This is a genomic window from Gluconobacter vitians (assembly GCF_015244565.1).
In the GTDB taxonomy this organism is placed as follows: Bacteria; Pseudomonadota; Alphaproteobacteria; order Acetobacterales; family Acetobacteraceae; genus Gluconobacter; species Gluconobacter vitians.
The window spans coordinates 34,418-52,309 of record NZ_JABCQG010000015.1 but is presented as its reverse complement, the minus strand read 5'-3'; the positions used below and the strand labels follow the sequence as shown (position 1 = coordinate 52,309).

Below are 17,892 nucleotides of genomic sequence, written 5' to 3'. Positions count from 1 at the left end.
TCGTTACGGTCGGATTAAAGATTGGACGGAATTACAGACTGTGACTGTCCGTCTCCGAATGGTGCAAGGCCGGGTCCGTTCCGCCCTGCATGCCCATGCCACCGCCTCCACCACCGCCATCACCACCACCACCTCCTCCTCCGCCGCCTTTTCCGCCTTCCTTGCCGTCACCCTTGTTGCCGCCATTCGAGGAGGGGCGGGCAGGCCCCTGTTCGGGCAGGACGAGATCGGAGGGCAGGCTTTCAAGGTTCAGGGCCTTGCGGATGAAGTTGCGCAGGGACACCACCAGATCATGGGTGGGGACAGGGCGTCCGGCCACCAGCTCCGCCGCCGCGCGGCCCGCCATCCGGACCTGCTCTTCCGTTCCAAGCAGGATAATGTCGGACAGCGCGGCTTCGACGGCATCGCGGATGCGGCGGTTGCGATCCGAGCCGGAAAGCTGGTCAGGTCCCAGATCCCGCTTGTGCGTCGGATCCACAAGCAGGGTGCCAGTGAACGAACCACCCAATGTGCGATAGGCCGCCATCAGGACGCGGAGGCGCTCGTTGATCTGGCGGTTCATCCGCTCCCGGCGCTGCTGGATGGTCAGCATCGTCAGCAGGCGGATGCCGACGCCAATCAGCGTGAAAAGCGCCAGCCCGATCAGGGTGGCCAGCAGGCTGTGCCAGGAACTGAAATCAATCATGCTGCGCAACGCGTCTCTCCGGACCGCTCGGGGATGCCTTTATAACAGTCAGGCATCCGCACGGTTTTGCGATTTCAGGTCCTGCCAGGCCTTACAGTGCGAGCAGGCTCTCATTCGACTGCGTGGCGATGATGCCATGCTGGTCATGATGAAGCCCCGTGACTTCGACCGTATGGCCGTGGGACTGGAGCTTGCCGATGATCTTCTCCAGAACCTGTACCGAGGTGATGTCCCAGAAACGCGCATGGGTGAGGTCGAGAACCACGGTCTTGGCATCAGTATGGTAGTCGATGGCATCGGACAGGCTGTCTGCGGATGCAAAAAAGACCTGTCCGGAGGCCCGGTATGTCAGCGTCTCGCCCGACCGCTCTTCCGTGACGCGCAAAAGCTTTGCGGCATGCCAGGCGAAGAATACGCCCGAGAGCATGACACCGACCGCAACGCCTGCGGCCAGATCGTGGGTCATGACGACCACGGCGACAGTGACGAGCATGGTCAGGCTGGACAGGCGCGGATGGCGGGTCAGATCGCGCAGGCTGCTCCAGGAGAATGTGCTGGCGGAGACCATGATCATGATGGCAACAAGGGCAGCCATCGGAACCTGCCCGACCCAGCGATGCAGCAGAACCATGAGGGCCAGTAGGAACGCGCCAGCGGTGAAGGTGGACAGCCGTCCGCGACCGCCATAGCGCAAATTGCCGACGGTCTGGCCAATCATGCCGCAGCCCGCGATGCCGCCAAATGCGCCGACGAGAATGTTGGAAATGCCGAGGCCCGTGCATTCCATGCGCTGGTCACCATGAGTGTCGGTAATGTCATCGACAACAGAGGCCGTCATCATGGATTCCAGCAGACCAACGGCAGCCATGGCCAGCGCGTAGGGCAGCACGACCGACCATGTGGCCCAGTTCAGGGCGATATGCGGGAAGGTCAGACTGGGCAGGCCGGTGGGCAGGTCGCCAAGATCCGAGACGGTATGAACCGGCATCGGATGCAGCATCGTGATGGCAGTCAGAATAACGATGCAGATCAGCGGCGAGGGGATGGCGTCTGACAGACGGGGCAGCAGATAGATGATAACGAGGCCCAGCGCGATCAGCGCATAGGTGTGCCAGGTCACGCCCAGCATCTGCGGCACCTGTGCAGAAAAGATCATGATGGCCAGCGCGTTGACGAAGCCCGTGCGAACTTCGGCTGGCACGAACCGCATGACGGCCTGAAGGCGTAGCAGACCAAACACGACCTGAAACGCACCGGCGACAAGCGTCGCAAGCAGCATAGCCTGCACGCCATGAGCGTGCACCAGCGGTGCCGCAACCAGAGCCACCGAACCGGCCGCACCGGAAATCATGCCTGGGCGGCCGCCGAAAATGGCGATCGAGACGGAAATGACGAAGGACGCGAACAGCGAGACGGCCGGGGAGACGCCGGCGATATAGGAGAAGGCAATGACCTCGGGAATGAGGGCAAAAGTGCCGACCATTCCGGCCAGCACTTCGCGCAGCGGGTTCTGTGCCCACTGGCGACGATAGAGAGCGGGAGTCATGCAGGATCCTTGAGCGTAGGGCGTGAACAGGGTGCGACGTATTCAGGCCCGGCGCGGCAATGAGGCACACAGTCTAACCCGGCTCGCTTCAGGATTGAAGATGCGGAATGACCATGAGGCACGGACAATGCCTCAAAGACTTTCCAGCAGGACGTTGGTGTTACGAATTGAACATCCGGAGGCGTCGCTGCGTTGGGACGGCACTGACCATTCCTCATCCGGAGACCATCATGGCCAATTATCCGTCCCCGCCGTTCAACACGCCGCATCAGGATCACATTCCGGGACAGACGTCTCTTATGACGCCGAAGCCCGATCATGGCGAACAGAGCTATGTCGGCCATGACCGGCTGCGTGGAAAAACCGCGATCATCACGGGGGGCGATTCCGGGATTGGACGGGCTGTTGCCATCGCCTTTGCCCGTGAAGGGGCGGATGTTGTCATCTCCTTCCTGCCCGAAGAAATGGACGATGCCCGCGAAACGGAGAACTGGATCAAAAAGGCAGGCCGACGCGCCCTTCTGGTGCCGGGAGACCTGCGGGACCGGGACATCTGTGCGGAACTCGTGGACCGCACGGTCGCGGAATTCGGGCAGATCGACATTCTGGTGAATAATGCCGCGTTCCAGATCGAGCGGTCCTCACTGGCGGATGTCAGTGAGGAGGAATGGGACAAGACATTTGACATCAATGCCGGTTCCGCGTTCCGGCTGTCGCGTCTGGCCTTGCCGCACATGCCGCGGGGTGGTGCATTGATCCATACGGTTTCAGTCAACGCCGATCAGCCCAAGCCGAAGCTTCTGGCCTATTCTGCGACCAAGAGCGCCATCCAGAACTTCAGCGGTGGTCTGGCCCAACTGCTGGGCGAGAAGGGAATCCGTTCCAACGTGGTCGCTCCCGGCCCGATCTGGACGCCGCTGATTCCCGCGACCATGGATGTCGAGCATGTGGAACGCTTTGGCGCTGATACGCCGATGAAGCGCCCAGGGCAGCCGGCAGAACTGGCCGGAGCCTATGTTTTCCTCGCAAGCGATGAAGCCAGCTATGTTTCCGGTGCCACGATTGCGGTCACCGGTGGTACCCCGGTGATCTGATCCGGGGTGGGGCCGTCGGAAAAACCCGGAGCATGAAAAAAATTGCTTCAGGGGACTGGACGACAGCCCCCACCTTCCTCTAGAGAATGCGTCGCTGTGTGGCGGATGTAGCTCAGTTGGTAGAGCGCCGGTTTGTGGTACCGGTTGTCGCGGGTTCGATCCCCGTCATTCGCCCCAGCAATCCTCTCCCCAAAAAATCTCAATATTGGTCCTAGGGTTTTGCTGCATCGACCTGATGGTGATGCCGGTGTTCCCAGTGCTCTTCCAGTGCCATGCGCTCGAAGCGCAGTTTCTGCCGGATCCAGTTCAGCATTCCCGAAAGCGTCACGACGACGATCCCGACGAATGTCCAGGTGTCCAGCGGCTGGTGAAACAGCATATAGCTGAACGCCACCGCCCAGACCATCTGGCTGTATTGCGGAAGGGCAACCCGGTTCGCGGGGGCGACGGCTGTGGCCATCATCATGAAAAGCTGACCCAGAGCGGCGAGGAAGCCATATCCAAACAGGATGGCCCAGACCTTCAGACCATGCGGCCAGGACGCATGGGTGATCATGAGCAGGCCGTCGCCGATCAGCGGGCCGAACAGACTTGATCCGAACAGGGAAAGCCGTGCGCTCCCGTCTCCCGCCAGTCGGTACGCCACGACGCTGCTGGCATTGGCGAGGGCTGCGACGATGGCGCAGACATGGCCCAGATGGAATGTCCGGGCGCCGGGCCGCAGGACGATCAGCACGCCGAGAAATCCGACCGCGACGGAAAGCCAGGTCCAGAACGAGACCTTTTCCTTGAGGATCGTCACGGAAATGATGGTGACGAAAAACGGCATCAGGAACATCAGCGACAGGGCTTCTGGCATGGGCAGCAGCATGAAGGCCATGACGCTGGCAGCCGTTGAAACGAATGTCGAAACGGCGCGCAGGATCCACATGCCCGGGCGCGTTGTCGCGAAGATGTCGGAATAGGGTTCGTCCGGACGGCGGATGAAGGGCAGCAGAATGAAGCCGAACACGCCGCCTGAAAACGCAACTTCAAAAGGGTCGAGATGCCCGGCGAGTCCTTTCGAGCAGGCGTCGCTGATCGAGAAAGCGGCATAGCCCAGAAGCGCCAGCAGGATGCCTGAGGAGAAAATGTTCTGCTTCATGGATGTGTTTCTCCGCGGGCAGATCCATGCCCTCTTTCGGAGGAATAAGAAAACCCCATGACGGTGGCAGTCAATGTGTCAGAATGTATATCTGACATTTTCCTCCTTCCTTTGGAGTGCTCATGCAGTCGGGGCGGTGAGGGTCCCAAATTGGAAAGGCCGCTGCCTTCATGTATGGTGCCGGTCCTTTGGGCAGGCCGCATGGCCCCCATACACGTGGATGAAAAAGCGTAAGCCCTCATGTCCCAGAAGATCGTTCCAGTCATTCTCTCCGGCGGGTCAGGCAGTCGTCTGTGGCCGGTTTCGCGCAGCAGCTATCCCAAGCAGTTCTGGCCGCTCCTGTCGGATAAGACCCTGATCCAGGAGACCGCGCTGCGGGGCGCCCGGGCGGGATTGGCTGCACCGATCGTAATCTGTAATGCCGAACATCGCTTTATCGTGGCAGAGCAGTTGCGGGATGTCGGAATCGAAGATGCCCGGATCGTGCTTGAACCCGTAGGTCGCAATTCGGCACCGGCCATTGCCGCTGCGGCGTTCCTCGTGGCCGAAACCGATCCCGATGCCATTCTGTGGGTGATGGCCGCGGATGCAGCGATCACCGATGAGGCTGCGCTGTATTCCGCTCTGGAACATGCTGTCGCCGCTGCGGCCCAGGGAAGGATCGTCACGTTCGGAATGAAGCCGACGCGTGTCGAGACAGGGTACGGCTATATTGAGAGCGGCGCGGCTCTGCCGGGGCTGGAGGACGTTTATGAAGTGTCCCGCTTTGTCGAAAAGCCTGATGTTGCCACGGCAGAGACGTTTTTCCGCGATGGCCGCTATCTGTGGAACTCCGGCATGTTCGTCACGCAGGCCGGCGTGTTCCTTTCCGAAATAGAGAGTTTCGAGCCGTCGATTTACGAGCATGTCGGGCAGGCTGTCCGGACCCGCAAGAGCGATCTCGACTTTGACCGTCTCGATGATGCCAGCTTCCGTCAGGCGCCGGATATTTCCGTGGATTATGCCGTGGCCGAGCGGACAAAACGTGCGGCCGTCGTGCCGGGAACATTCGGCTGGTCGGATATCGGCAGCTGGGATGCACTGTGGGAACTGACGTCCAAGGACGAAGCCGGAAATGCCACGTTCGGGGATGTTTTCCTTGATGGTGCGCGCAACTGCTATGTCCGTTCAGACGGGATCGTTGCCACGGTCGCCGGCGTTGAAGATCTGGTCGTGGTCGTGACGCAGGATGCGGTTATGGTCTCGCATCGTGACCGGGCGCAGGACGTCAAGCACATGGTCAGCCGCCTGAAGAAGGCAGGACGCAAGGAAGCGGTGGCCCATAACCGCATGTATCGCCCCTGGGGCTTCTATGAGAGCCTGATCCAGGCGGACCGCTTCCAGGTGAAGCGGATCGTGGTCGAGCCAGGCCAGAAGCTCTCGCTGCAGAAGCATTTCCATCGTGCCGAGCACTGGGTTGTCGTGGGAGGCACTGCGCTCGTGACCCGTGATGCCGACCAGCTCATGGTGCGTGAAAACGAGAGCATCTATCTGCCGCTGGGCTGTGTGCACCGTCTGGAAAACCCAGGCCGGATCCCGCTGACGCTGATCGAAGTGCAGTCCGGGCCCTATCTGGGCGAAGACGATATCGTTCGGATCGAGGACGTTTATTCCCGCAACTGATCCGGCGCGGAGGCCCTGATCCGCTGAGGATCAGGGATCCCGGTTCTGGTGGGACCGGCGTCCGAACAGATGATGAAGCCCGTTGGCAAGCGGTACGGGTGTGACACCCAGCCGGCTTTCCATCGGGCCCACATCAAAATTCTTGTCTTCCAGCAGCCGCCGGACTTCTTCCGGCGCAATCTGCGGCAGTCTGCGAATATGGTGCGTTATGTGTGACAGTGCCATCAGCAGCCATCCCGGCAGGGACATGATGGGACGTCCGCCAAGCCCTGCAAAATACAGCACCATACGTACGAACGTCCGGTAGGCGACCGCAGCCGGACCGGCGATCACAATGCTTTCCGGGCCTGTGACCTCACCCTTCTGGATCAGATGAATGGCCGAGACCAGACAGCGTGTCACATCCCGCTGGTCGATGGGTTGCACCAGTGCGCGACCGCCGCCTGGGAGCGGGATGACCGGCAGGCGTTCCAGAAGCTTGGCCAGCCGCTGCACGTTGTCTTCGCCCTGCGCCCCATAGATCATGGTTGGGTGCAGAATGATTGAAGGCCGCCCATCGGCTTTCAGCGCCGCTTCTCCCGCCAGAACCCCACGTCCGTGATCGTCTGGCCAGCGCGTGAACTTGCGCGTGCTGCCCAGAGCAACGACAGGGGCTTTCGTGGCTGCCAGAATGGCCGGAAGATGACGTGCATGGGCCGTATTGACGACGACAGCCGCGTCTTCGAATGCGAGCGGAAGCGTGCTGCTGTCCGTCAGATCAGCAATACGGACGGCAAGGCAGGCCTGGGCGATGTCAGGCGCAAGATTGCCCTGACTGCGTACGACAGCGATGATCTTCTGACCTTCGGCCAGAAGCGCGCGGCAGAGCGCCGATCCTGAACGGCCGCTTGCACCGATGATGCAGACCGGACCCTGTGCCGGTACAGCGGGCTGCGGAATGTCGCCAGTCGTCATTCTGCGGAAGCCTTCAGATCAGGAGAGGTGAGAAAGGCCATCATCGCGGCCGGAGAAGAAACAGCTTCGTTGAGAAGCTTCAGGGACATCGGCGTCCTGGAAGCATAAGCTATTGTCAGGGTACGGCCTGCCGGGTTGGCAACATAGTCCGAGACAGCGCCCAGTGCAGGATTGACCGAAAGCACGCCTTGAAGGACCTGACTGCTCTTCTGGCGAAGCTGATCTGCGGTCGTGCCATTTCCGGCCTGTCGGGCAGACAGGGCAAAACCGGTATCGAGCAGCCTGTCGCCCTGCAGTGAGACGGTCATGTTCTGAAGCGCCGTGGATTGCAGAATCTGCTGCGGCGCGGAATGGCCGTTTGCAAAATCTGTCTGGATAATGCGGGCATTGGCTTTGAGCGTCACGAAGTCAGGGATCGTGAGGATCGCATTGGTCTGTGACGTGTGCTCCGCCAGATTGGAGACCTGCACATAATGAGCGGTCGACTTCGCCCCGTTGATCGGAAAGGGGAGCTTTTCGTCACTCTGGAAATGGAAGCCTTTTACATCCTGCGTCAGCGTGGCCGTCTGGTCCTCGAGGGTTCCCGTTCCACGCAGATCATCGAGGCGGATTGTCCCCGATGTCATGCTGAGCCTGAAATTGTGGGCGGCGAAGCTCTGGGGAGGAGGCATATGTGAAGGCAGCGGGTGATGGTCCCATACAGCCGCAATCTGCGCCGCAAGGTCCTTCTGTTTCAGATCCAGCCGTTCCAGACTCGCCTGTCCGCTGACAAGCTGCGGGTTCTGTCCCGGTGTGTGGACGGTCCGTTCATAGGCAAGGGTTGCGCCATCACTGCGCAGGGTGGTGACGAGGGCGGGGCCGTAGTTGTCCAGCGTGATGCGGCTGGCGAACAGGCCATGGACGTTGATCGGACCGGGTGATGGCGAGGGCGCAAGATTCTGCACCGAGAACTGCTCGACCTGGCCATGGGCCAGGGCAATATGCGCAAGATCGATCCGGGACTGTCCGTCTGCAGGCGGGCGTGAGGGCGGCAGGATCAGCTGGCGCAGGCTGAGGGCGCTGCCATGGATGATCTGGGTCGGGGTCTGAAGAAACGGTTCGCGGACTTCTACCGAACGGATCGACAGCCCCCCGTTCGGCGTGGGGCGGGGATGGCCCAGCCGCATCCGGGTGGCACGCAGGGTGATGGAGCCGTCCCGCAGGGTAATGTCCGTCAGCGTTGCGCCCAGCGAGAGAATCGCTGGCTTTGCACTGCCATAGGTGAATGTCGTGCCCGGAGGAAGCGCGGCCCTAAAGCTCGACAGGCCGCGGACCAGTTCCATATGGGCCTCATGGTGCACGCCAGCCATGCCCATGACGGCAATTACCGAAATCAGGCTCGCCGTGAGCCAGGGTCTTTTCACGTTGATGTTCCTGTCTGAAACGGTCCCGCACAGGTGTCGGGCGCGAACGGTCTGCGTGTTGGCAGGATACCATTGTCGTGCCGGGGGGCAATGCAGACATCGTTTTTGTTGCGGTAACAAGATACCGCATAGCTGAAAATGGCGGAAAACCGCTGCGAATCACATAATTCAATGTGTGAACGGGGCTTGACGTGCGCGCCGAGGACGGCAATAAGGCCCCACCTGATCCGCTTCGCCGGAGGAAAGGGTGCTTTCGGGCACCGTTTTCGCTGCAAGCGCCATCCACGGTGCGGCCTGCGGGCCGTGCCCCAAGCTGGAATGTCACTAATGAAGACCACACGTTCGCTGAAGCCAGCGGAGGTGACGAAGAACTGGGTGCTGATCGACGCCGAAGGGCTCGTTCTCGGCCGTCTCGCCACCATCATCGCCACCCGCCTGCGCGGAAAGCACAAGCCGCAGTTCACCCCGCACGTTGACTGCGGCGACAACATCGTCGTCATCAACGCCGAGAAGGTTGTTCTGACGGGTAACAAGGTCGGCCAGAAGCTGTTCCACTATCACACGGGTCATCCGGGCGGTATCAAGGAGCGCACCATCACGCAGCGTCTCACGGGCAAGAACCCGGGTGAAGTTGTCGAGAAGGCCGTCGAGCGCATGATCACCCGTGGTCCTCTGCAGCGCGCCCAGATGAAGCACCTGTATGTCTATGCCGGTTCCGAGCATCCGCATGACGGCCAGAAGCCTGTCAAGCTGGACGTTGCTGCGATGAACCGCAAAAACACCGTAACCCACGAGTCGTAAGGCCTGTATCATGTCCGAGACCCAAGAGCGCACCGGCACGCTGCAGGACCTTGCGAGCGTTGCTCCTGCCGTTACCTCCAACGCTGCCCCGGTTCACGAAGTCAAGCGTGATGCCCAGGGCCGTTCCTACGCAACCGGCCGTCGTAAGGACGCCGTGGCCCGCGTATGGATCAAGCCTGGCAAGGGTGACATCATCGTCAATGGCCGTCCGGTCACGACGTATTTCGCCCGTCCGGTCCTGCGTATGCTCCTGACGCAGCCGTTCCTGATTTCCGACCGCTACAACCAGTTCGACGTGTACTGCACGGTGACCGGTGGTGGTCTGTCCGGTCAGGCTGGCGCCGTCCGTCACGGTATCTCCCGTGCGCTGACGTATTACGAGCCGAGCCTGCGCGGTATCCTGAAGGCTGCCGGCTTCCTGACGCGTGACAGCCGTATTGTCGAGCGTAAGAAGTACGGCCGTGCGAAGGCACGTCGTTCCTTCCAGTTCTCGAAGCGCTGATCTTTCAGCCTTTTCGAACTACGGAAAAACCCGGCCAGAAATGGCCGGGTTTTTTTGTGCCCGATGTACGGGGATGGCCAAGGTTATGTTTTTCGAAATAAAAAACCGTGAAATGATCTTGGTGAGCATCTTTCGGTCTAAAAAATAAGCACAAAAGAAATAACCTTCTCATATCGCCAGCGCCGGGCATGTATGGCAGAGTGCGTCCGCTGTTTTTAAGACCAGAATCTTCGGAAGATGCTTTCCTCATGACGACCTTCATTATTGAAAAGACCGATACCCCCACCGATCCCGTGAAGCGGACGGAACTGCTGGCCAATCCGGCCTTTGGCCGCGTTTTCACCGATCACATGGCCATCATCAGTTATTCCGCTGACAAAGGCTGGCATGATGCAAAAATTACGCCACGCCGTCCGCTGAGCATCGATCCGGCTTCGACGGTCCTGCATTACGGGCAGGAGATCTTCGAAGGCATGAAGGCCTATCGTGAGAAGGACGGCCATGTCGCCACCTTCCGCCCCGAGGCCAATGCATCGCGCTTTGCCGCCTCTGCCCGTCGCATGGGCATGGCTGAGCTGCCGGAAGATCTGTTCGTTCAGGCCGTGGACGAACTAGTGCGTGTGGATCAGGACTGGGTGCCGTCCGGAGACGGGCAGAGCCTGTATCTGCGTCCGTTCATGATTTCCAATGAAGTGTTCCTCGGCGTGAAGCCGGCGACGGAATATCTGTTCATTGTCATCGCCTGTCCGGTGGGCGCCTATTTCAGCTCGGGCTGCGTGTCCGTCTGGGTGTCCGAGCATTATACGCGCGCTGCGATCGGCGGTACGGGTGAGGCCAAGTGTGGCGGCAACTATGCCGGCAGCCTGATTGCCCAGGCCGAGGCCAAGGACAAGGGCTGCGACCAGGTTCTGTTCCTTGATGCCCGTGAGCGTCGCTTTGTTGAGGAAATGGGCGGCATGAACGTGATGTTCGTCCGCAAGGACGGCAAGATCGTCACCCCGCCGCTGGGTGGCACCATCCTGCGTGGCATCACCCGCAACAGCCTGATCCAGCTCGCTGCCGATCAGGGGATCGAAGTGGTTGAAGAGCCGGTCGATATTGACGAACTGTTCGCCGGTGCGGCTTCGGGCAAGTACACGGAAGCCTTCGCCTGCGGTACGGCCGCGGTCCTGTCACCGATCGGCAAGTTCGTGCGTCCGACGGGCGAGGCTGTGTTTGGTGACGGCAAGACGCCGGGACCGGTCTCGCAGCAGCTCAAGAAGTCTCTGACGGATGTGCAGGGCGGCCGGACGAATGACGTCCATGGCTGGATCCACCGCATTTCCTGAAAATGACAGGCCGGGTTCGTTGGAACCCGGCTTTTTCAGTCCGGGTCAATCCACCTGGCGCGTCTCGCGGCATCAAGCTGGACCGGTGTATCGATGTCAAAAGCGAGTTCCGGTGCATCGACCAGAACCGGAGCAGTTTCAGCGTTTTTCCAGAGCTGACGCAGACCGGTGTCCCCGTGCAGGGCATCAATGCGTTGCTGTGTAGCCGGGCTCAGCAGAACCGGAATGCCGCAGCTTTCCGGGCCATAAGCCGTCACCACATCTTTTCTGGCGTCTCCGTGCTCCAGAAGTGCGCGAAGGTGGCTTTCTGTCAGGCGGGGCTGGTCCGTTCCGGCGATCAGGAGCGGAGCGTTGTCGTGCGCAAGCATCCGGTGGCCGCATCTGAGCGAAGATGCGAGGCCGGTCTGCCAGTTTTCGTTCTGAACCATGACACTGTCGAGGCCCGCAAGCGCTTCACACACGCCCGTTTCCGCGCCGCCGGTTACCACGACAAGGCGTGTGGGCTGCGTTGCCAGCAGAAGCTCCGCCATATGACGAACCAGAGGAACCCCGTTGATGTTCAGAAGCTGTTTGGGGCGACCGAGGCGCGTACTGCCTCCGGCCGCGAGCAGAAGGGCGCAATGGTGCATCATCGGGGACGTGTCGCAATCATCTGGGTGAGGATGGAAAGCGCGATTTCCATTGGAGTGCGGGCGCCGATCTCCAGTCCTGCGGGCAGGTGCAGGCGGTTGAATGCATCTTCCGGAACCCCCGCTGTTTTCAGCGCTTCGAGACGGCCCGGAATCTTGCGCCGGCTTCCGAGAATGCTGACGCAGAATGCTTCGGATTTCAGGGCATGGGCTGTGAGCGTCAGGTCCGAAAGAGCGTCATGCGTCAGGCTATAGACGGCCGTCCATCGATCGAGTGAAAGCGTGGGAAGGGCGGCCTCCAGACTGCCACGGATATAGCGCGCGGGTGACAGGCCGGGCGGGGGCTCGGGCGGGCCGTAGGGGCGCAGCAGGACGGTCTCGAGTCCCATAAGGCCGGAGAGGCTCAGGATCGCAAGGGTGATCGGATCCCCGCCGGACAGGATCAGTCGCAGGGGAGGGAGGTACTGGCGGGCGAATATCCTGCCTTCCGAACCGGTGGCACGGGCTTCCGCGCAGAACTGCATGCTCCCGGTGTCGAGATTGGTCAGGAGTGTGACGGGACGGCGGTTTTCCCGCGCCGCCTTGAGGGTGGCGACATGGGCTGCAAGATCAGGCAGGGCGCGCACGAAAATCCCGATGCGGCCGCCACAGGTCAGCTGGATGTCCAGAACGGGACTGCCCGCGCCATAGTCCAGCATCCGTGGCAGACCGTCTTTCAGGCAGTCCAGTGCCTCCGCGCGTACGGCTGCTTCCACACAGCCGCCAGACACATAGCCCTGAACCTCTCCGTCGTCGCAGATCGCCATTTCGCTGCCGAGCGGGCGGGGTGAGGACCCCGTGATGCTGACTAGCGTTGCCAAAGCCGCACGTTTCCCCTCGGCAGCCCAGCGTTCCAGTGTGGGAAACAGGTCATCCGTCAGGCCGTATGCCGGCCATTGAGGAAGGGGAGAGAACTGTGCCGCGGCCGTCATGGAGGGTCCCTGATGCTCTTTGGTGGCATAAGGGTAACGCCAAAGACGATTATGACATACCCTTTCGTCCGCAGACTGTTGATCCGGGGGCCGTGAGGTCTATATCGGCAGGGTATGCAGCGTCGGCATTTCAGCCAGCGGAACAGACACGGCAGCGACCGGAGCGGAAATGAGTGAACTCCTGAGCGTTACACGGGCCATGGAGCTGGTGCTGGATTATGCCGGCAGCTTCGGGACCGAGACGGTTGATCTGACGATGGCGGCCGGGCGCATCCTCCAGCAGACCATCCGCGCCGAACGCGCGCAGCCCCCCTATGACCGCGTGATGATGGACGGCATTGCCTTCCGTCACGGCACCGGCCCGACGCTGGTGTCGCACGGAATCCAGCGCGCCGGGGCACCGGGACAGCCACTCCCGGAAGGGCATGTCTGTCTTGAAGTCATGACGGGTGCCGTCCTGCCGGAGGGAGCGGATACGGTTGTTCCGGTGGAGCGTCTCGTCCGGGAAGGACGCCTGATGCGCTTTGAGGATGGGTATGAGCCGCGCAAGGGGCAGTTCATTCACCGCCGGGGTTCCGACTGTGCGGCGGGCACGGAGCTTCTGACCCCCGGATGCCGTCTGGATGGCCCCGCGCTTGCGGTTCTGGCGGGCAATGGTCACGCGCATGTCACGGTGTCCCGCATTCCGTCCATCGGGATCATCGCGACCGGGGACGAACTGGTGGATGTCAGCGCGCCCGTGCGGGACTGGGAGATCCGGCGCTCCAATGAATACGCCCTGACGGGGGCTCTGCTGTCGCGCGGGTTCAACTGTATCGAGCGTTCCGTTGTTCCCGATGATCTCGCGGAGACGATCGTGGCCCTGCGCGAACAGCTCTCGCGCCATGACGTCCTGATCCTGAGCGGCGGCGTGTCGATGGGGGCGTTCGATCATGTTCCCAAGGCGCTCTCGAAAATCGGGGTGGAGCGCGTCTTCCATAAGGTGGCACAGCGTCCGGGCAAGCCGCTTTGGTTCGGCGTCGGCCCTGAAGGACAGCGCGTGTTCGGCTTGCCGGGCAATCCGGTGTCTGCCACGACCTGTGGCGTGCGTTATGTCATGCCTATGCTGCTGGCTGGGCAGGGACTGTGCCGCCCTGAACCTTACACGGTCATGCTCGATGCAGAGGCTGATCTGATCCCGACGCTCACCCGTTTTCTGCCGGTCAAAGTCCGCCATGACGCTACAGGACAGGCGCTCGCAACGCCGTGCCCCATGCCGACCTCCGGAGATTTCAGCTTCCTAGCGTCTACAGACGGATTTGTGGAACTGCCGCGCGGTGATGGTATCGCCCCCCGCGGAACAGCTGCGATGTTTCATGGCTGGTAACCCGACGCCTGTTCTGACCGATCGCTTCAGTCGTCCGCTGCATGATCTGCGGATTTCCGTCATGGACCGCTGCAATTTCCGCTGCCCCTACTGCATGCCGGAAGCGACCTATCACGAGCATTTCCGCTTTCTGGAACCAAAAGAGCGCCTGAGCTTCGACGAGATCGAGCGTGTGGCGCGTGTGGCGGTCTCGCTTGGTGTCCGCAAGCTGCGCCTGACCGGGGGGGAGCCGCTGCTGCGTCCGAAGCTGCCGGAGCTTGTGGCGCGTCTGGCATCCATTGAAGACGTGGAAGACATTGCCCTGACTACCAATGGCGTCCTGCTGGAACGGCATGTCCAGGATCTGAAAGAGGCCGGGCTGAACCGCGTGACGGTCAGCCTCGATAGTCTCGATCCGGCCGTCTTTGCGCGGATGAGCGGTGGGCGGGCGCAGCTTGAGCCGGTTCTGGATGCGATCGACAGCGCCGCGCAGGCCGGATTTTCAGGTGGTGTGAAGCTCAATACCGTCATTCAGCGTGGCCTGAACGATGCGGGCGTTGAAGCTTTGGCTGAGCGCTTCCGTCATACCGGTGTCGTGCTGCGCTTCATCGAATACATGGATGTCGGGACGCGCAATCACTGGGAGCGCGCGGAGGTTGTCCCGTCGCATGAACTGCGCGAGCGCATTGATGCCCGCTGGCCGCTTGAGCCCGTGGATGCGCATTATCGTGGGGAAGTGGCCCAGCGGTACCGCTATTGCGACGGGGCTGGAGAAGTCGGCTTCATTTCTTCCGTCACGGCGCCGTTCTGCGGGGACTGTTCGCGTGCGCGTCTGTCGTCGGAAGGGCAGCTTTATACCTGTCTGTTCGCGTCGGAAGGCACGGATCTGCGCACGCTTTTACGCAGCGATGCGGATGATGCAGCCCTGCGCGACCTTCTGGCCGGGGTGTGGCGCCGCCGGACGGACAGGTATAGTGAGGAACGGGCCGCCTCTTCGGATGCGCCCGCACGACGCCGCATCGAGATGAACTATATCGGCGGCTAGAATCGGTGGCCAGAATTCGGTGACCAGACCGGGAGATCGAAGACGATGAAGACGCTCACCCATGTCAACGAGCGCGGCGAGGATCCGCGCATGGTCGATATCAGCGGCAAGGATGTGACCGAACGCAGCGCCCATGCCCAGGCGCGTCTGGTTTTCCCGTCCGAGATGGCGCGGACCCTGTCGGATGCCGGGTTCATGACAGCCAAGGGTGCGGTGCTGACCGTGGCGCAGATTGCAGGCGTGATGGGCGTGAAATCGACGTCGCAGCTGATTCCGCTATGTCATCCGCTGTCGCTCAGTGGCTGCCGGGTGGACATCACGATCGAGGGCGATGAGGCGGTGATCGACTGCCGGGTCTCGTGCAAGGGGCGCACGGGCGTGGAAATGGAGGCGCTGACCGGGGCCTCCGTAGCCGCGCTCACGATCTACGACATGTGCAAGGCCATGTCCCATGACATGGTCATCCGTGAGGTTCGGCTGATGGGCAAAGCCGGCGGCAAGTGCGACTTCCAGCGGATTGAATCATGACACCACTTTATGGCCTGATCCTTGCGGGTGGTGCCAGCAAACGCATGGGAACGGACAAGGCCGCGCTCGACTATCACGGCAAGCCACAGCTTCAGGCAGCGTTCGAGGTTCTGACGCCTGTTGTGAACCGGTGTTTTGTATCGGTGAGGCCGGACCAGGCGTCCGACCCACTGCGGTCCAGCTTTCCGCAGATCGTCGATACGGTGGACGTTGACGGACCGGCGGCGGGGCTGCTGTCGGCCCAGCGGGCTTATCCGGATGTTGCCTGGCTGGTTCTGGCCTGTGATCTGCCGATGCTGGATCGTGGCACGCTCGACACCCTGATCGCCGCACGGGACGGGGAGCATGTCGCCGTGTCCTATCGCAGCGAGCATGATGGCCTGCCCGAACCGCTCTGCGCCATCTGGGAGCCGGAAGCGCTTGATCGACTGGAAAAGCAGGTTGCGGGTGGCCGGATCTGTCCGCGCAAACTGCTGATCAACAGCCCGACAAAGCTGCTGGAGCCGCATAGCCGTGGTGCACTCGACAACATCAATACGCCGGAGGAACGCGAGGACGCGGCCCGGCGCCTGAAGGATCTGCCGGGAGGGCCGATGATTAGCCTGACACTGGAATATTTTGCACAGCTGCGGGAGCTGGCTGGAACGCGGGAGCAGTCGCTCGAGACCGCCTTCGCGACCGTGGGGCCGCTTTACGAGGAACTGCGTGAAAAATACGCCTTTCCGTTCGAAGCTTCGAAGCTGCGCGTGGCGATCAACGGAGATTTCGCGCCCTGGACACAGGCATTGAAGGACGGGGACCATATCGTGTTCATTCCGCCGGTGACGGGCGGATGAGCCGCTTTCGTATGGCGTCCGCGCCCGTGGATCTGAACGCGCTGCGTGAGGATCTGCATCTGGCCGAGGCTGGCGGGTTCTGCACGTTTGAAGGCTGGGTCCGCAACAGGAACGAAGGCCGTCCGGTGGATGGTCTGGAATATGAATCCTATGAGGCGCTGGCCCAGCTTGAAGGCGAGCGGATTGTGGCCGAGGCTCTGGAGCATTTCGAGATCAGCCAGGCCGTGGCAATGCACCGCACCGGCAGCCTGAAGGTCGGGGAAGTTGCCGTCTGGATCGGGGTTTCGGCACCGCATCGGGATGCCGCATTCCGGGCCTGTCGCTACATCATCGACGAGATCAAGCATCGCGTGCCTGTCTGGAAGAAAGAGCACTATCTGGACGGAGATGCCGAATGGGTAGCGTGCCATCACTGCCAGATCGCGCCGCGTGCGTCGGAGAGCGGAACGCATGATCATGACCACGGCCACGATCATGGAAGCTGCGGCCATCATCATCACTGACTGAGCGTTTCCGCAGGGCCGTATCTTTATGCCCTGCGGAGCGTTTTTAAGTTGTAACTGAAAATCATTCTCAATTAGGGTAACTCCGGTTCTGCTGATTCGGAGTTTCCCCATGACACGGCTGTCGCTTTCCCTGTCCGATCTCTGCTGCTGTGAACGGCTCGCGCTATGGAGCATTCGCTGCCTCATCAGCCATTACCGCTTGCCAAGCTGCCCCGAGACAAAGACGACCGACGGCCTGTTTCCCGCCTGCTTCCGCCCGGCCCTTGATGCTGCGGAAGGGGTCTTTGCGGATGCGACCTATCATCTGAAGGCGGCAGATGAGCCGCTCCTTGCCGTGAATGCGCCGGGCATGCTGTCCCTGACGGCGCTGGAAGAACGGTTTCTGCGCGGGATCATCGCCGCCCAGAACGAGGGCCAGCGGGAAGTCTTCGTGCTCCTGGCGGAAGTCTTTCCGGATCGCTTCGTGCAGGGGTGCCTTGCAATGGCCCTGACGTTACTGGCCGACTGTCTGGCCGGAGCGGGGCATTGGCTGCCGAAAAAACTGCTTCAGGATGAGACCACGATTTCCGGTGGCGGCGCATTGTCGTCGATCAGCCGCTGGCGATCGGTCAGTCCGTCGCGGATGCGGGTTCTGTGGCCGCAGGATAGCGGTCCGCTGCATGACGCAAACCGGATGGTGCACTGATGATGTCGCTGGGCACACGCCCCAACCGGGTCCGCGCAGCTGCGCGCCCCAGAGGGCTTGAGGAGCTGGAACACATGACGGTCTGTCTGTTGCTGCTGGCTGTCGGCGTGGTCGGATTCTGCTGGCTGGCCTGCCTGAATCTCGAAATCTCCGCCGAAGATCTTCTGTCAGCCCTGGGGTATCAGTCCGGGCTGGAAGCGCCGTTCCAGGGATAACGTCTCCCGGAAA

Annotated in this window: 19 protein-coding genes and 1 tRNA gene; 13 read left to right on the top strand and 7 right to left on the bottom strand. The window is 61.4% G+C overall.

Annotated elements, in window-relative coordinates; translation table 11 throughout:
* Positions 1-31 precede the first annotated feature (31 nt).
* Positions 32-685 (bottom strand): hypothetical protein, encoded by a 654-nt coding sequence (locus HKD24_RS11545; protein WP_228124360.1) that lies wholly within the window; start codon positions 683-685, stop codon positions 32-34.
* Between the two features lie 91 nt (positions 686-776).
* Entirely contained in the window at positions 777-2,231 is a 1,455-nt protein-coding gene (locus HKD24_RS11540) for a SulP family inorganic anion transporter (RefSeq protein ID WP_194260409.1), read from the bottom strand.
* A gap of 230 nt (positions 2,232-2,461) precedes the next feature.
* Here HKD24_RS11540 and HKD24_RS11535 point away from each other — a divergent pair, with 230 nt between their 5' ends.
* Positions 2,462-3,325, top strand: a complete 864-nt coding sequence (locus tag HKD24_RS11535; protein WP_194260408.1) for a glucose 1-dehydrogenase — start codon at positions 2,462-2,464, stop codon at positions 3,323-3,325.
* 101 nt (positions 3,326-3,426) lie between these two features.
* Positions 3,427-3,502, top strand: a tRNA-His gene (locus HKD24_RS11530).
* Positions 3,503-3,536: 34 nt separating this feature from the next.
* On the opposite strand, the gene HKD24_RS11525 is transcribed toward HKD24_RS11530, so the two are convergent.
* Positions 3,537-4,469, bottom strand: a complete 933-nt coding sequence (locus HKD24_RS11525) for a DMT family transporter (protein WP_194260407.1) — start codon at positions 4,467-4,469, stop codon at positions 3,537-3,539.
* A 240-nt stretch (positions 4,470-4,709) separates the two neighbouring features.
* Between HKD24_RS11525 and HKD24_RS11520 the strand changes: the two genes are divergently transcribed.
* On the top strand, positions 4,710-6,131 hold the full coding sequence (locus tag HKD24_RS11520) for a mannose-1-phosphate guanylyltransferase/mannose-6-phosphate isomerase (protein WP_194260406.1): 1,422 nt from the start codon (positions 4,710-4,712) through the stop codon (positions 6,129-6,131).
* A 30-nt stretch (positions 6,132-6,161) separates the two neighbouring features.
* On the opposite strand, the gene HKD24_RS11515 is transcribed toward HKD24_RS11520, so the two are convergent.
* Together HKD24_RS11515 and HKD24_RS11510 are read right to left on the bottom strand one after the other, a co-directional pair.
* On the bottom strand, positions 6,162-7,085 hold the full coding sequence (locus HKD24_RS11515) for an SDR family oxidoreductase (RefSeq protein ID WP_194260405.1): 924 nt from the start codon (positions 7,083-7,085) through the stop codon (positions 6,162-6,164).
* Positions 7,082-8,488, bottom strand: a complete 1,407-nt coding sequence (locus HKD24_RS11510; protein WP_194260404.1) for a hypothetical protein — start codon at positions 8,486-8,488, stop codon at positions 7,082-7,084. Before HKD24_RS11510 ends, HKD24_RS11515 begins: the two co-directional genes overlap by 4 nt.
* Before the next feature lie 327 nt (positions 8,489-8,815).
* Between HKD24_RS11510 and rplM the strand changes: the two genes are divergently transcribed.
* From rplM to HKD24_RS11495, 3 genes are all read left to right on the top strand, one after another.
* The gene (gene rplM, locus HKD24_RS11505; protein ID WP_011252036.1) at positions 8,816-9,289 is read left to right on the top strand and encodes a 50S ribosomal protein L13; all 474 of its coding nucleotides are present in this window, start codon (positions 8,816-8,818) and stop codon (positions 9,287-9,289) included.
* A gap of 10 nt (positions 9,290-9,299) precedes the next feature.
* Complete coding sequence (rpsI, locus tag HKD24_RS11500; RefSeq protein WP_062496006.1) at positions 9,300-9,791, top strand: 30S ribosomal protein S9; 492 nt, start codon at positions 9,300-9,302, stop codon at positions 9,789-9,791.
* A gap of 248 nt (positions 9,792-10,039) precedes the next feature.
* Positions 10,040-11,119: a branched-chain amino acid aminotransferase gene (locus HKD24_RS11495; protein ID WP_062509867.1), complete on the top strand. Its 1,080-nt coding sequence runs from the start codon at positions 10,040-10,042 to the stop codon at positions 11,117-11,119.
* 35 nt (positions 11,120-11,154) lie between these two features.
* Here HKD24_RS11495 and HKD24_RS11490 read toward each other — a convergent pair whose 3' ends face one another.
* Entirely contained in the window at positions 11,155-11,751 is a 597-nt protein-coding gene (locus tag HKD24_RS11490) for a nucleotidyltransferase family protein (RefSeq protein WP_228124352.1), read from the bottom strand.
* The gene (locus HKD24_RS11485) at positions 11,748-12,719 is read right to left on the bottom strand and encodes an XdhC family protein (RefSeq protein WP_194260403.1); all 972 of its coding nucleotides are present in this window, start codon (positions 12,717-12,719) and stop codon (positions 11,748-11,750) included. Before HKD24_RS11485 ends, HKD24_RS11490 begins: the two co-directional genes overlap by 4 nt.
* A gap of 169 nt (positions 12,720-12,888) precedes the next feature.
* On the opposite strand from HKD24_RS11485, the gene HKD24_RS11480 reads away from it, so the two are divergent.
* The 7 genes from HKD24_RS11480 (at position 12,889) to HKD24_RS11450 (ending at position 17,879) form a co-directional block, all read left to right on the top strand.
* Entirely contained in the window at positions 12,889-14,085 is a 1,197-nt protein-coding gene (locus tag HKD24_RS11480) for a molybdopterin molybdotransferase MoeA (RefSeq protein WP_194260402.1), read from the top strand.
* The gene (gene moaA, locus HKD24_RS11475; protein WP_194260401.1) at positions 14,075-15,109 is read left to right on the top strand and encodes a GTP 3',8-cyclase MoaA; all 1,035 of its coding nucleotides are present in this window, start codon (positions 14,075-14,077) and stop codon (positions 15,107-15,109) included. The genes HKD24_RS11480 and moaA overlap by 11 nt, the downstream gene beginning before the upstream one ends.
* 45 nt (positions 15,110-15,154) lie before the next feature.
* Complete coding sequence (gene moaC / locus HKD24_RS11470; protein ID WP_194260400.1) at positions 15,155-15,637, top strand: cyclic pyranopterin monophosphate synthase MoaC; 483 nt, start codon at positions 15,155-15,157, stop codon at positions 15,635-15,637.
* Positions 15,634-16,473, top strand: a complete 840-nt coding sequence (locus HKD24_RS11465) for an NTP transferase domain-containing protein (protein ID WP_194260399.1) — start codon at positions 15,634-15,636, stop codon at positions 16,471-16,473. The genes moaC and HKD24_RS11465 overlap by 4 nt, the downstream gene beginning before the upstream one ends.
* A complete protein-coding gene (locus HKD24_RS11460) occupies positions 16,470-16,976 on the top strand; it encodes a molybdenum cofactor biosynthesis protein MoaE (RefSeq protein ID WP_194260398.1) in 507 nt (168 codons plus the stop codon). Before HKD24_RS11465 ends, HKD24_RS11460 begins: the two co-directional genes overlap by 4 nt.
* 112 nt (positions 16,977-17,088) lie before the next feature.
* Positions 17,089-17,664 carry a hypothetical protein gene (locus HKD24_RS11455; RefSeq protein WP_194260397.1) on the top strand — a complete coding sequence of 192 codons (576 nt, stop codon included), beginning with the start codon at positions 17,089-17,091 and terminating at the stop codon, positions 17,662-17,664.
* Complete coding sequence (locus tag HKD24_RS11450) at positions 17,664-17,879, top strand: hypothetical protein (RefSeq protein WP_194260396.1); 216 nt, start codon at positions 17,664-17,666, stop codon at positions 17,877-17,879. The genes HKD24_RS11455 and HKD24_RS11450 overlap by 1 nt, the downstream gene beginning before the upstream one ends.
* Positions 17,880-17,892 lie beyond the last annotated feature (13 nt).

Bases quoted from the DNA above. Each gene is read 5' to 3' on its own strand.
- HKD24_RS11465 (WP_194260399.1), top strand. From the start codon at position 15,634: ATGACACCACTTTATGGCCTGATCCTTGCGGGTGGTGCCAGCAAACGC.
- moaC (WP_194260400.1), top strand. From the start codon at position 15,155: ATGAAGACGCTCACCCATGTCAACGAGCGCGGCGAGGATCCGCGCATG.
- HKD24_RS11520 (WP_194260406.1), top strand. From the start codon at position 4,710: ATGTCCCAGAAGATCGTTCCAGTCATTCTCTCCGGCGGGTCAGGCAGT.
- HKD24_RS11515 (WP_194260405.1), bottom strand. From the start codon at position 7,085: ATGACGACTGGCGACATTCCGCAGCCCGCTGTACCGGCACAGGGTCCG.
- moaA (WP_194260401.1), top strand. From the start codon at position 14,075: ATGGCTGGTAACCCGACGCCTGTTCTGACCGATCGCTTCAGTCGTCCG.
- HKD24_RS11540 (WP_194260409.1), bottom strand. From the start codon at position 2,231: ATGACTCCCGCTCTCTATCGTCGCCAGTGGGCACAGAACCCGCTGCGC.
- HKD24_RS11460 (WP_194260398.1), top strand. From the start codon at position 16,470: ATGAGCCGCTTTCGTATGGCGTCCGCGCCCGTGGATCTGAACGCGCTG.
- rpsI (WP_062496006.1), top strand. From the start codon at position 9,300: ATGTCCGAGACCCAAGAGCGCACCGGCACGCTGCAGGACCTTGCGAGC.
- rplM (WP_011252036.1), top strand. From the start codon at position 8,816: ATGAAGACCACACGTTCGCTGAAGCCAGCGGAGGTGACGAAGAACTGG.
- HKD24_RS11545 (WP_228124360.1), bottom strand. From the start codon at position 685: ATGATTGATTTCAGTTCCTGGCACAGCCTGCTGGCCACCCTGATCGGG.
- HKD24_RS11495 (WP_062509867.1), top strand. From the start codon at position 10,040: ATGACGACCTTCATTATTGAAAAGACCGATACCCCCACCGATCCCGTG.
- HKD24_RS11480 (WP_194260402.1), top strand. From the start codon at position 12,889: ATGAGTGAACTCCTGAGCGTTACACGGGCCATGGAGCTGGTGCTGGAT.
- HKD24_RS11525 (WP_194260407.1), bottom strand. From the start codon at position 4,469: ATGAAGCAGAACATTTTCTCCTCAGGCATCCTGCTGGCGCTTCTGGGC.
- HKD24_RS11450 (WP_194260396.1), top strand. From the start codon at position 17,664: ATGATGTCGCTGGGCACACGCCCCAACCGGGTCCGCGCAGCTGCGCGC.
- HKD24_RS11485 (WP_194260403.1), bottom strand. From the start codon at position 12,719: ATGACGGCCGCGGCACAGTTCTCTCCCCTTCCTCAATGGCCGGCATAC.
- HKD24_RS11535 (WP_194260408.1), top strand. From the start codon at position 2,462: ATGGCCAATTATCCGTCCCCGCCGTTCAACACGCCGCATCAGGATCAC.
- HKD24_RS11455 (WP_194260397.1), top strand. From the start codon at position 17,089: ATGACACGGCTGTCGCTTTCCCTGTCCGATCTCTGCTGCTGTGAACGG.
- HKD24_RS11490 (WP_228124352.1), bottom strand. From the start codon at position 11,751: ATGATGCACCATTGCGCCCTTCTGCTCGCGGCCGGAGGCAGTACGCGC.